Genomic DNA, 12,344 nt, shown 5'->3' with positions numbered 1-12,344 from the left:
TCCCGTTCCTGGCTTCGTTGTCGATAAATATTTGGTACTGACATATCCTTCTTTTCCATTAGCTTTGATCTTCGCCCAACCTTTGGATTCCGAATAAACCGTTACCTGCGTGCCTTTTGATAGCTTCGCTACTATGCTGGCAGTTTCCGTTCCACTTTTTCGCATATTAAGCGTCCCAGAACTTACATTTACATATTTCGTCGTCGTTTTAACAGGTCCTTCAGCTTTAGTTACTGTTCCGGGCTTCGTTGTCGATAGATATTTGATACTGACATATCCTTCTTTTCCATTAGCTTTGATCTTCGCCCAACCTTTGGATTCCGAATACATCGTTACCTGTGTACCTCTTGTCAGCTTCGCTACTATGCTGGCAGTTTCCGTTCCACCTTTTCTCATATTTAGTGTTCCGGAACTTACGTTTACATATTTCGTCGTCGTTTTAACTGTGGCAGCAGCAGTCGTTACCGTTCCTGGCTTCGTTGTCGATAGATATTTGGTACTGACATATCCTTCTTTTCCATTGGCTTTGATCTTCGCCCAACCTTTGGATTCCGAGTACAACGTTACCTGCGTACCTTTCGTCAGCTTCACTACTACGCTGGCGTTTTCAGATGCACTTTTCCGCATATTGAGCGAGCCTGAACTTACATTTACATACATTTTACTAGTTTCTATATTTATTTGTTCTGCAGGTAGTGGAGCTGCAGATATTTTTTCTTCGAAAGCAACTGTAGACAATACTGCAAAACAGAAAGTCGGTATAATTAATTTCTTCATTCCATCCTCCCTACTAAAGAATTATATTTTTAACATTTATTTAAATATTCGTTAAAATCAGGGTTTCGATATAGGTAATTCTCCTTATCGTTTAAAAATATATCATATTTTCTAGAGTCTTAAGATCTATATAACGGATTTTAACTAAATAGTAATCCAATAGACATTTAAGTAATCAAATAGATATAATTGTAATATAATTCACATCCCAAAGTTAACGCGGAAACAATACGCTATTGATGACAAATAAAAACCGAGCAGAATTAATGAAGAATGAAAAAAGCCCCCCTTGTCCAGAGGAGTTATTTGGATAAAATACGAATATTTAATTTTGAATTTATTACCAGCCTGAGAACATCCTTGCTTTAATTGAGATAATACTTAACGTTCGACTAAATAAATGCACATTAAAAAAAAAGTCGGGAATATATATGTAGAGTAAGTCGTTCAATCCTATTGTTTGACGCTTTGTCATTATAAACTATATAATTACTAATATATACTTATATGAATCCTTCTGTTAAGGGGAGTAGCTATTCAATAAAGTCGTCAATACAGGATTTTATCCTCGGCTTTATTGGCAACTAATTTTCAGTTGTTTGCAAGACCTTGCCGATTATTTGGTGAGGTCTTTTAATTTTTAAAGACGGTATAACCAACAATCGGTTATACCGTCTTTTTTATTGAAAAAAATTTGAAGCGATAATACTACTAATAGAGGTGAAAAGTATGCAGCAATATAGTGAATTAGCTCAAAGCGTTATGATTTCTCATGATAAAAATAATACATTACTAGATGCCGATCATTCTTTATCACTTATCGGAAAAGGCCGAAGTGCTTATGTGTTTAGAATACATTCTACCAATAAAGCAATGAAAGTGTTTTTTCCAAACCATACTCACACGGCTAAAGTAGAAGCTGAGATATACCAAACTGTTCAATCTATCGAATACTATCCTACCCTATTTGATGCGGGTGAGAATTATCTAGTTATTGATCACATTGAAGGCAACACTCTATTTGAATGCTTAACACTAGGAATTCCAATAACGGAAGAAAACATAAAAGAGATTGATCATGCATTACAATTAGCAAGGAAAGAAGGACTAAATCCTTCAGATATCCATTTAAGAAACATCTTTATCACTTCCGAAAAGAAGGTGAAGATCATTGATGTTGCAAGGTTTAAGCAAGTGAAATCCTGCAATCAGTGGCACGACCTGAAAAATGCTTTTCATCTCTTCTATTCGAAGTCATTTTTTCCGAAAAAAATCCCTAGCTTTATTCTGAATTCAATAGCAGCAATTTATAAAAAAAGATTCTTCCCCATCTAATCATCACTATAAAATCACATTGGAGGAACATATGAAAAAAATTATAACCATTGCTTTTATGTCCATCCTTACATTAAGCGGGTGCTCTCTTTTGGGAGAAGTCAATTCATCGTTGGAATATGCAGATAATGCGACAGGGTATGTAAGTACCGTTAAGAAATTTGCCAATGAAGTGCCCGCATTGTCCCAAGATGCCGTCAATGATACCGAAGCAAGAGAAAATCTTGAAAAAGAACTACAACTGATGAAAACGGAGATTGAAGAGTTCAATGCAACTGAACCACCCCAAATAGCGGAAAGCATCCATGAAAAAATCGTCAGTTCTAACCAACAGCTGTCAGATGGTATTGATTTATATCTAAATAATATCGAAAATGGTCAATTCGACCCCGAGGCACTAGAAAATTCAGAGATAATGAAATCCATCGAGAATATAACAGACCTGGCAAACCAAATTGAAGAATTGGGTAATTAAGCAGACTGGATTTTTTTCTAAAACACATTTTAATAAACACAGCATTTCACTAAAACTATGAATAAAAATAAATGCATGGAGACAAGTTATTATTGACACGAAACCAAATGGTTTTATATAATCAACAAAGTGAAACCAAATGGTTTTATATTCTTAAATTATAAAGGAGAATAAGTATGGAAAATCAACAAACATTACAAGATGTCAAGCAGACGGTTATTCTTGAAGCGCCTATCCAAAAAGTTTGGGATACAGTATCGACTTCTGAGGGGATTGCATCGTGGTTCATGCCTAATGATTTCCAACCGAAAGTGGGACATGAGTTCCATGTACAATCACCTTTTGGTCCATCTCCTTGCAAAGTTTTAGAAATAGATGCTCCTCATCGTCTCTCGTTCACTTGGGATACTGATGGCTGGATCGTTTCGTTCAATTTAAAAGAACTGGATGGTAAAACAGAGTTTACCCTTATTCATGGTGGTTGGAAACAACCTGATACGATTCTCCCGAAACCGAACGAAAAAAGTTCAGTTATTCGCGATAGAATGGCATATGGCTGGGTACAGATCGTTAATGAAAAACTTAAAAAAGCTGTTGAGGGCTAAGTGTCTACATCAGCAGAAAAGTATGATGTTTTTCAGGCTATCGCCGACCCAACCCGAAGAAAGGTCCTGCGATTACTTGCTGAAGAGGAATTACCCATTTCAGAAATCACTTCTCACTTTTCCATGAGCCGTACAGCGATTGCAAAACATCTCCATATCCTTTCTGAAGCCCAATTAGTCAGTGGGCGGAAGGTAGGAAGAGAGAAACGTTTTCGTCTTCAGCCTGAACCTTTAACAGAATTAAAACAATGGCTTTCTTTTTACGAACAATTTTGGGGTAACAAACTATCTATGCTTAAACATATGGTTGAAAACGGTGAAGCAAGCAGTTTGAAAGTTGTTGAAACCGAACTTCCCAAACAGGATAAATAAAACGAATGAAGGACCCCCGATTATCGGGGGTCTTCTTCTGGCTTACTCGTCTGCTTCAACACTATATTCTTTACGCTTCCTAATAGTCATCGTCAGTAATTAAAAAATACATATCAATCGGATGTCCATTCCGAAACAAAACAAAAAACGCCATTGGGGCGTTTTTTTGTATCTGACATACGGTTATCATAATTTTCTATATTACACTAGTTCATCAAATAAATAATGCAGACTTTCCGTCATTTATGGATGCGTGAAGATATGATTTTCAATTCATGATAAATGTCTCCAGAATCATATTAAATTTATCATTTTAAAAGATTCTAAACATAAAAAGAGCTGCACCCAGGATTTTATCCGACTCCTTCTCTACAAGCAATTGGAGTATGCCTTCCGATTCCCCCATTTTGCTTTTGGAATATCATCCGCTGCAAGAGTCCATAACATAGATAAACCCCACATGATAGCATCATGCGGGGTTTACCTTACTTAAAATGTTTTTATAGGTTATATAAAAATTCATTTACTGCCTCTGGAGTTTTAGCGTTTGCACTGTGCAAATGAGCAATCTTTTCACCATTTTTAAATACTAATAAAGAAGGAATCCCCATAACCGTTTGCTCTTCAGAAATTTCCGGGAACTGGTCACGATCAATAGTAAACCATTCTTTATCTTGATGTTCTTCTGTAATGTCATCGATGAACATCCCTAAACGTTTGCAGTCTGGACACCATGTTGTCGTAAAAATCCCAACCGTTAATCCATCTTGTTTGATTTGTTCACGATATTCTTGTTCTGTACTGATATTTTTCATAATTTCTCCTCCGAGCTTTTTCTTATCTTACAATTATATATTAATTCTTCAATAAAGTGATTCATGGATTAATATATAATGTTTCCACCATAGTTCTTAATTTTTTCAATTTCTTTTTAGATAACAGTGATAAATTTCTTTAATGAGAGCTCTAAATGAATAATAAAGTTGATTAAAATGAAAATAATGTTCGTACTATTCATCATCACCTATTATAACAGCAAATAGATTGCCTAAAGAATCTTTTACTATATGAGTTAATTCTTTGTTTATCAACTGAATCAATAATTTCTAAAACCCATCCTTAATTCCGCTAAATCACTTGAATCAACAAGATTTCCAGCAAAAACCTATCCTAATGGAATCCAACTTCCATCTTTATTTTCATTTGCAATATCCTCGTTAATCCAAACTGCTTTAATAATATTCATGTGTACCCTCTTTTCATATTTAAAGCCAATCATATAACTTTTTTCGCACAAGCACTCTAAAATCACTGATTTGGTGAGAGATATGTATTCAGAGGTAGGGCGCCTATTGATCCAGTTATTTTAGAAGGGGGAATTCTTCTTTATTAGTAAAATTTTTTTTCATCCCTTAAGACTTTGGAATTTTATCTAAAAAAGAGCCCCTTCTCCGAATGTCCATGGAGTATGTGACAAAGCGCTAAGGAATGGAAAAAAACTCAGAACCCTTATGTAAACACTTCAAAGATTCCATGATAAAAAGCCACTAATTTAGTGGCCTTTTCTACATTAATCAATATTCATTTTGGAAGAGTAAGTTGCCAAGAAACACCAAACTTATCAGCTACCCAGCCAAATTTCTGACTAAAGGAATAATCAGCTAATGGCATTAGTACTTCTCCACCATCAGTTAAACTCTCATAAATCCTGTCAATTTCTTCTTCAGTATCACATGTAATAAACAATGAAAAAGAAGGTGTAAATGTAAATTCATGCTTAATATTACTGTCGATGCACATTAACTCCTGACCCTTTAACGTAAAGGAAGCTCGCATGACGCTTCCCTCAGCACCTGCTTCATTTGCTCCATACCGAGTCATGCTGGTTATTTCCGACTCTTCGATTAAAGATGTGTAATAATTCATGGCTTCTTTCGCATTTCCTTGGAACATTAAGAAAGGTGTAACCTTTGTCATTTATAATCAAACTCCTTATTATAGCTTCAGTTATTTTATACAATTGATTTTTCCAAAAACGGATCATATTTAGGGTGCTCTTTGAAGCATCTTCTTAAACTAATTCACCAAGCACCTTAGTTAAAAAAGGAGAACATCTTGTACATTTATATGTTGGATTCTGGGGCCCACCAGTTACCTGAAACCACAATCATTGTCTGTAATTTAATCGTATTGGCAAAATAGTCATCATCGTCGTGTTCCTGTATCGTTCTGCTCCATAATTTATTGATCCATCGCTGATTAGAAGAATCAACCATGGCGCTCACCATGAATGGAGCAACAAAGGTTGTACTATTTCCTTCCTCAACCGCTTTTCCGCTTAGAGTATAGCCAGATTGAATATTTTCTGGATTGCCATGTGTTTCCTCTTTAATCCAATTGTTCATCCTTTGTATTTGCCCTAGCGCTCTAGTGTCACCGGTTAGTAAGTAATCAATAGTATAGCGCCAAGGGATTCTACTGCTGTTCCAGCTATAATTACCGTCATTCTCCCCCTCTAGAAAATCAGCTTGAGCCGGCTGATAAACTCCCTTAGATTGTACAATGAAATCAGGCATAAGACCGGTATTGCCACTTTTTGTTGTATAAATAGATTGAATAATCGTATAAGCCTTATCCGTTACATCTTTCCATTTATGATTCCCTGTTGCGGTCTCAAATGACTTCAAATGATTTAGAAGAAGGTCTGATGAACGAGTTGATTGCCCGTAAACATGGTCTTTATCTTCCGCCCAGTCTCCTAGTTTTATAAGAGACTGAGACTGATTTATTTCATTCAACATGATGGCCTCAATAATGTCTTTAGCACTAGCAAGATAGTCGATATCCCCTTTACTTCCCCACTGCTGATCAGCCAATAATAACGCATAAGCGATGTCCATATCACCATCAGTTGCTGAATCAGCATCCCCTGGCGTATTAATAATTTCTCCCTTTTTATTCTTTACCTGTTGCCATGCCATTAAAGATGGATTATTTTCGCTGCAATGTGCCTTGTAAAATCTATAAAGACCATCAAAGTTTTGTTTGGCCTTATGATCCTTTCCCGCCATGATTGCCGTTATCATCATCCCATAACCATGCGCTTCGGAAACGGTAACAGCATTTTTTGGCTCTGCATACCCCTTATCATTATAAAAAATATAATACTCATCATTTTTATCAACAGGCTGCTTAAGATATCTTTTTTTCCAGGTTTTATAAAAATCCGCTACGGCATCATCCATCTCCTGTTGTGACACATTGTCTGGTTGTATAGTTCCTGATTGATAGACTGTATGTTGTGGAAAGGGCCTTTTACTGGCAACCTCTTTTTTAGTATTTTGAAACACTAATGATATCGAGGCGATGATACCAACTACTATCACGCCTATTAATAAGCTAACTCTTTTTTTCATGGCTGGCTCCTTAGATTATGGTGTTATATTTACTTTAGAATATTGAGTGAGCCATAAACATTTGTATGTAACTGACAATTTCCCATGTATTCAAAAAGCTGTTAGAATTTCCAATCCTCTCAAACACCGATTAAGTAATATACAATTTTGATTTAATCTACTCCGTTAAATCGTAAAAAAAGGGCGCCTCAGCAACCACTCTATACATTGCACCTGTTAATTAAGCTAGACAAATCTATTATTTCTTCTTACCTACTTTAGTTTCCGTACCCTTCAATATTCTCTTAATATTTTCTCTGTGTAGAATAATTACGAATAAGCTAATAAATAATGAAAGTGCGATAATCAGCTTTTCTTCAAATATTAAACTGTATATAAAAATTGAAATACTAGCTAAAATTGAACTAAGAGACACATATTTAGAAGTTAACAAACTAATAAGAAACACAATAAATGCAGTGCATGTACCTAATGGAGATAAAAATATAAACACTCCTGCTGATGTAGCCACTGCCTTTCCACCTTTAAAGCCCGCGAAGATAGGAAACGCATGTCCACATATGACCAGTAAGCCACACAATATAGGAGAAACCGTTGAATTAAAGATTTGTGGGAGTAGGCAAGCAACAGTACCTTTTAATATATCCGCAATAGCTACTGTAGTTCCTGCTTTTTTTCCCAAAACCCTAAACGTATTAGTGGCTCCAAGGTTCCCACTCCCATATCCTCGAATATCGGTTTTATAGAACAATTTACCGATAACCAAAGCAAATGAGATTGAACCAATTAAATAACTTGAAAGGAGAGTTATTATATTTATCATAAATTACCTTCTTACTTGAAATTATTGTTCCAATATATATATTAATATTCGTTATATTATGCTTAATTCCCTGCTATCTTTCTTAACTATTCAAAACCCCAGTGTTGAACACCCTTCACATTAACGTCTTTAACATTGTCTTTCCATCAACTTCTTGACGGATATATTTGAAAAATATAAAAGGGTCATGCATCCATCAGAATGATACTCATGACCCTAAATAATAAATTGATACATTAGGCGTGTATAATATTGTGAATGGTTTATTGAAAGAAAAAACATTTAATGCTAAATAAATAAGTTCTTTCGTATATCCATTCAGCTTCCCAATCCTAGTCAAACAAATACAAATTAGTCAGGCTAATATATATGATCCTTTATTTGTTATCCACGCAAAATAAATATCAAAATGACATTTTGGTGATTAAGGGTCATTCAAAAAGGCTTCGGCACAAAAAAAGCTGCTTAGGGACAGCAGCTAATTCTTCCAATGATGCTCAGTTAACTCCAAAAGACATAAAGAACACTCTTGTACTTTATACTTCAGGCTTATGTCTTTTTGGCATTTGATAATAATATAAGGCAGCAATTAGTACGGATATAATTCCACTTGTCAGAAAAAAAGCATTGAAGAAACTTCCCCCTGCAGTCGGGGAATTAGATACCAACCTACTTAAAAGTAGTAAAAGTACTCCCAAACCAGAAAGAAATAAAGCTATTTTTTTGGCACTTCTTTTAAATAGCATCGCTCCCAAAAGAATGATTATATATAGGGCTGTAATTATCATTAGGCTAGGAAATAATGGTTTGAATTTAGCTGCATATACAAAATAATCTAAATCTGAAATATCATTTGCATCCACAACTTGATCATTCAACATCTGTGAAAAGTGAGTTGAATATTTCCATTCCCGCGGGCTATCTAAAATTTCGCTTCCTTCGTACCACGTACAAAATGTAAATAACAAAAGAAACAGCGTAGCAATTACTAATTGAAAAATGTATTTCACTTACAATTTCACCACCTCTAGACAATCGCCTACATTATACCAATAATTTGACAGTTATAATATAACTAACTTTCCTCATCTTCTTATTAATTAGAAACGATTCGATTCATTTCAAACGATGGGCTACCTCTCATTCCTAAAACCTGGTTTTGAAGGTTTATGTAAACATACACTGGTTTATGAATAATATAAAATAACCTCTTTTAAGGAGCGTTTGGGAATATGACATTTCGTGGAGAAGACCTCCTTCTTTCAGGAGCATGGATACTAGCTATTGGTTCACTTATTGATACAATCGGACAGACCCGGCAAACTTTCACCCACAGCGATCAGGGGAAAGATTTAATCGTAAAAGGAAATGGGATTGAAGCATTCGGAAATTCGTTGCAAGCCATCGGGAGAACTAAGCTGTTTAAACCAGAGAGGGAGCTAGCACAAATATATACCATCTTCGGTGCTTGGCTTGAGGCTGCTGGTAATAGTACAAATGCAGTTGGAGTAAGTATTGTACTAAATGGTGCGGAGGAAGAGGGAGTAAAAATAGATTCCCTTGGCAGTGGAGTCCAAGGTCTTGGTGCAGCTTTTGAAGCAGTAGGTGCATATCTTGAAGTGGATTCATCCTATAGGGCCCTTGCCGTTATAGGAAATAGCTTCATTTCTTTAGGCTCTTTTTTAGCAGCGATCGGTTTATTTACGTTTTAAACGAAAAAAGTGTAATTGGAGAACAGATTCTATTGGTCGGTAGCTGGATTCAAGTTACTGGTGCATTTATATTAATTAATGCCATTACCCTTGAGGTTGAACACATTAAACACGAGAAAAATCAAAAAAATGAAAACAGCAACAGCAATTCTTATCCCTTTTCTTATAATAATTATTCCTTCACTAATACCTGATAAAGGGCTACCTACAGCTACAGCTAAAGATGGATGTCGTTAGCTCCTATTTATCATATAGTGCGGTTGCTTAGCCATTTTCCTTCATCTTATCAAACTAACTCCCCTATAATGGAAAATACTTAAGGTCCCACCAATTCAACTTTCATTCTATCTGGGTCTTCAAAGTAAACAGCATAATGCTCCTTTCCACCAGCGAATGGGTGAGTGTCAGTATAGAGAATGCTTACTCCTTTGTCCCTTAATTTTTGAGTCATATCATCAACCTGATCACGCGAAATCGCGTGAAATGCTAAATGGTTAAGACCTACTCTCCCCCTATGATAGGGAACATCAAGAAATCGTTCCTCTGCTTGGACGAAGACAATATACATCTCACCTATTCTCCAACTCTTCCCGCTTTCCCACTCCTGAAAAGGTTCATACCCTAATTCCTCTAAAAACCAGCCCCAAAAATCAACAGTCCTTTTTAAATCAGAAACATATAGCTCAATATGATGAATAAGTCCTTTTGACAACTGTCATCCTCTCCTCATTATCGCTTTTCGTGAATTGGGCGTTACTCGTGAATTTGGTGCTTTTACTCGTGAGTTTCGGGCTTTTACTCGTGAGTTTCGGGCTTTTACTCGTGAGTTTCAGCCCTTTACTCGTGAATTGGGCGTTACTCGTACATGCTTCACATCATCTCTTATCCCCCTCACCTTATCAAAAACCCCCAAAGTTAACAATCCAAATCCAATTGGACATAATGAATGACCTCTGTTATTATAGTTACTCAAGGTAACAATTACTCTTGGTAACTATATATTATAAGGAGTGTTTCTGATAAAGACTTACCAAAAATTCTTTCAAGAACTATTGCTGTTGTACCGGCCTTTTGAAAATAATCTAAATATACAGCTAAACAAGCATCATTTGCACAGAGCGCAATGGTCAATTTTGCATTACTTATCCAATTATGGTTCTGCAACGCTTGTAGAGCTTGCAAATTATCAGAGTGTGGAAAAACCCACAATTACCAGGACCATTACCCGCTTAGAAGAATTAGGATATGTAGAGCATGTTCCCAGCAAAGATAGACGCGAAAAAAGAATGCAGCTTACAGAGCTTGGAACCAAGATATATAGTGATGTCCGTGTGACCATCGATCAATACGAACAGGACATTTTAAAAGGAATCACTGAAGAAGAACAGCTCGCAGCTATCCGCATTATGAGCCAAATAAGAAATAATATTATAGAGTAAGGGGATAATAAAATGGATCAATCCAGACCTAAATTGTGGACGAAAGATTTTGTTATTGTTTCCTCCATCAATTTTTTCATAACATTAATTTTTTATTTATTAATGGTGACGCTGGCTATCTATGCAGTAAATGAATTAAATGCTTCTACAAGCCAAGCCGGCCTTATATCTGGGATATTTATTATTGGAACTTTAATTGGGCGACTATTCATCGGCCGCTTTATTGACTCGATTGGCCGTAAGAAAACACTATACATTGGTTTAATCTTTTTTACTTTAACAACACTTTTATATTTTGTGGATTTCGGTATTACCTTCCTGCTCGCTAACCGTCTAATACATGGTATAGCAATGGGTATGGCCAGCACTGCGACAGGAACGATTGTAGCTCAGATTATCCCGGCTACACGAAAAGGGGAAGGAATCGGCTACTACAGCATGAGTGCAACACTGGCTACAGCAATCGGGCCTTTCATCGGACTTTATATGACACAACATGCTAGCTTTCAAACGATTTTTAGTTTCTGCCTTGCTTTAGGGATAATAAGCTTGATTACAGCCTTCTTCCTTTATGTACCTGTATTAGAAATAGCGACAAAAACTTCTGAAGTAAAAGGATTTAAGCTTTCCAACTTTATTGAGCCAAAGGCACTGCCCATCTCATTTATTACTCTATTATTAGCTTTCTGTTACTCTAGCGTTCTTTCTTTTATCAGTTTCTATGCAATGGAAATTAACCTGGTTAATACAGCAAGCTTCTTCTTTGTAGTCTATGCAGTAGCAGTATTGATATCACGCCCTTTCTCAGGACCGTTAATGGACCGGAGAGGCTCGAACTATATTATGTATCCGGCCTTTATTATCTTTGGAGCCGGACTGCTCCTTCTAAGTCAAACAAGCAATAGTTTCACCTTATTGGCAGCCGGATTCCTTATTGGACTTGGATTCGGTAATATGCAATCAAGCTCGCAAGCGATCGCCGTTAAAATGACTCCGCCTCACCGTATGGGAATGGCAACGTCAACCTTCTTTATCATGCTTGATGCTGGACTTGGATTCGGTCCTTATATACTAGGTTTAATCATTCCATTAACAGGCTACAGTACACTTTATGTCATCCTAGGTGTTGTGGTCATAGCAACTTCTCTTCTTTACTACTTCTTGCACGGCAAGAATGAACGTGCAGCAAGAGCAAAAATCGCTTCAATTTGATCGAAATTAGATAGGGATATCCTGTAATGGGATATCCCTTTCTTTAATGCTTTTATGCCATGAGTTCGATCTAAAGAATAAGTCTGAGATAAGCAAGCCGTTTGCGCAACGGGAATTCGTCCGTTGTTGGGGATAATTCGTCCTTCAGAGAGATAATTCGACCTCCATTGGGCATAAT

General features: G+C 36.3%; 14 protein-coding genes. 7 read left to right on the top strand and 7 right to left on the bottom strand.

The annotated features are described in order from the left end of the window. On the bottom strand, positions 1-777 hold a 777-nt coding region (locus tag ACQKMR_RS13045; RefSeq protein ID WP_427697665.1), incomplete at its 3' end, for an SH3 domain-containing protein. 729 nt (positions 778-1,506) lie between these two features. Here ACQKMR_RS13045 and ACQKMR_RS13040 point away from each other — a divergent pair. The 4 genes from ACQKMR_RS13040 to ACQKMR_RS13025 all read left to right on the top strand — a co-directional run bounded on the left by ACQKMR_RS13040 (position 1,507) and on the right by ACQKMR_RS13025 (position 3,564). Further along, positions 1,507-2,112, top strand: a complete 606-nt coding sequence (locus tag ACQKMR_RS13040; protein WP_427697664.1) for a protein kinase family protein — start codon at positions 1,507-1,509, stop codon at positions 2,110-2,112. A gap of 31 nt (positions 2,113-2,143) precedes the next feature. After that, entirely contained in the window at positions 2,144-2,587 is a 444-nt protein-coding gene (locus ACQKMR_RS13035) for a DUF6376 family protein (RefSeq protein ID WP_427697663.1), read from the top strand. 176 nt (positions 2,588-2,763) lie between these two features. Further along, positions 2,764-3,192 (top strand): SRPBCC family protein, encoded by a 429-nt coding sequence (locus tag ACQKMR_RS13030; protein ID WP_427697662.1) that lies wholly within the window; start codon positions 2,764-2,766, stop codon positions 3,190-3,192. Next, positions 3,193-3,564, top strand: a complete 372-nt coding sequence (locus ACQKMR_RS13025) for an ArsR/SmtB family transcription factor (RefSeq protein WP_427697661.1) — start codon at positions 3,193-3,195, stop codon at positions 3,562-3,564. It begins immediately after the preceding gene. A 500-nt stretch (positions 3,565-4,064) separates the two neighbouring features. Here ACQKMR_RS13025 and ACQKMR_RS13020 read toward each other — a convergent pair whose 3' ends face one another. The 5 genes from ACQKMR_RS13020 to ACQKMR_RS13000 all read right to left on the bottom strand — a co-directional run bounded on the left by ACQKMR_RS13020 (position 4,065) and on the right by ACQKMR_RS13000 (position 8,813). Next, positions 4,065-4,379: a thioredoxin family protein gene (locus ACQKMR_RS13020; protein WP_427697660.1), complete on the bottom strand. Its 315-nt coding sequence runs from the start codon at positions 4,377-4,379 to the stop codon at positions 4,065-4,067. Positions 4,380-5,145: 766 nt separating this feature from the next. Next, positions 5,146-5,541: a VOC family protein gene (locus ACQKMR_RS13015; RefSeq protein ID WP_427697659.1), complete on the bottom strand. Its 396-nt coding sequence runs from the start codon at positions 5,539-5,541 to the stop codon at positions 5,146-5,148. A 146-nt stretch (positions 5,542-5,687) separates the two neighbouring features. Beyond that, entirely contained in the window at positions 5,688-6,980 is a 1,293-nt protein-coding gene (locus tag ACQKMR_RS13010) for a glycosyl hydrolase family 8 (RefSeq protein ID WP_427697658.1), read from the bottom strand. A gap of 238 nt (positions 6,981-7,218) precedes the next feature. Beyond that, positions 7,219-7,803, bottom strand: a complete 585-nt coding sequence (gene plsY / locus ACQKMR_RS13005) for a glycerol-3-phosphate 1-O-acyltransferase PlsY (RefSeq protein WP_427697657.1) — start codon at positions 7,801-7,803, stop codon at positions 7,219-7,221. A gap of 536 nt (positions 7,804-8,339) precedes the next feature. Further along, positions 8,340-8,813: a YjdJ family protein gene (locus tag ACQKMR_RS13000; protein ID WP_427697656.1), complete on the bottom strand. Its 474-nt coding sequence runs from the start codon at positions 8,811-8,813 to the stop codon at positions 8,340-8,342. Between the two features lie 222 nt (positions 8,814-9,035). Here ACQKMR_RS13000 and ACQKMR_RS12995 point away from each other — a divergent pair, with 222 nt between their 5' ends. Next, positions 9,036-9,515 carry a DUF6944 family repetitive protein gene (locus ACQKMR_RS12995; RefSeq protein WP_427697655.1) on the top strand — a complete coding sequence of 160 codons (480 nt, stop codon included), beginning with the start codon at positions 9,036-9,038 and terminating at the stop codon, positions 9,513-9,515. A gap of 316 nt (positions 9,516-9,831) precedes the next feature. On the opposite strand, the gene ACQKMR_RS12990 is transcribed toward ACQKMR_RS12995, so the two are convergent. Then, positions 9,832-10,227, bottom strand: a complete 396-nt coding sequence (locus ACQKMR_RS12990; protein WP_427697654.1) for a VOC family protein — start codon at positions 10,225-10,227, stop codon at positions 9,832-9,834. A 298-nt stretch (positions 10,228-10,525) separates the two neighbouring features. Here ACQKMR_RS12990 and ACQKMR_RS12985 point away from each other — a divergent pair, with 298 nt between their 5' ends. Together ACQKMR_RS12985 and ACQKMR_RS12980 are read left to right on the top strand one after the other, a co-directional pair. Next, positions 10,526-10,954, top strand: a complete 429-nt coding sequence (locus ACQKMR_RS12985; RefSeq protein WP_427697653.1) for a MarR family winged helix-turn-helix transcriptional regulator — start codon at positions 10,526-10,528, stop codon at positions 10,952-10,954. Positions 10,955-10,966: 12 nt separating this feature from the next. Next, positions 10,967-12,166, top strand: a complete 1,200-nt coding sequence (locus ACQKMR_RS12980) for an MFS transporter (RefSeq protein ID WP_427697652.1) — start codon at positions 10,967-10,969, stop codon at positions 12,164-12,166. Positions 12,167-12,344: the final 178 nt, after the last annotated feature.

Source organism: Peribacillus sp. NPDC096540 (assembly GCF_050278525.1).
Lineage (GTDB): Bacteria > Bacillota > Bacilli > Bacillales > DSM-1321 > Peribacillus.
Note: the sequence above shows the minus strand (reverse complement) of the source record. Positions and strands in the feature narration are given on the sequence as shown.

Coding starts and splice junctions, on each gene's coding strand:
- ACQKMR_RS13040 (WP_427697664.1), top strand. CDS start 1,507: ATGCAGCAATATAGTGAATTAGCTCAAAGCGTTATGATTTCTCATGAT.
- ACQKMR_RS13010 (WP_427697658.1), bottom strand. CDS start 6,980: ATGAAAAAAAGAGTTAGCTTATTAATAGGCGTGATAGTAGTTGGTATC.
- ACQKMR_RS12980 (WP_427697652.1), top strand. CDS start 10,967: ATGGATCAATCCAGACCTAAATTGTGGACGAAAGATTTTGTTATTGTT.
- plsY (WP_427697657.1), bottom strand. CDS start 7,803: ATGATAAATATAATAACTCTCCTTTCAAGTTATTTAATTGGTTCAATC.
- ACQKMR_RS13035 (WP_427697663.1), top strand. CDS start 2,144: ATGAAAAAAATTATAACCATTGCTTTTATGTCCATCCTTACATTAAGC.
- ACQKMR_RS13030 (WP_427697662.1), top strand. CDS start 2,764: ATGGAAAATCAACAAACATTACAAGATGTCAAGCAGACGGTTATTCTT.
- ACQKMR_RS13020 (WP_427697660.1), bottom strand. CDS start 4,379: ATGAAAAATATCAGTACAGAACAAGAATATCGTGAACAAATCAAACAA.
- ACQKMR_RS12995 (WP_427697655.1), top strand. CDS start 9,036: ATGACATTTCGTGGAGAAGACCTCCTTCTTTCAGGAGCATGGATACTA.
- ACQKMR_RS13015 (WP_427697659.1), bottom strand. CDS start 5,541: ATGACAAAGGTTACACCTTTCTTAATGTTCCAAGGAAATGCGAAAGAA.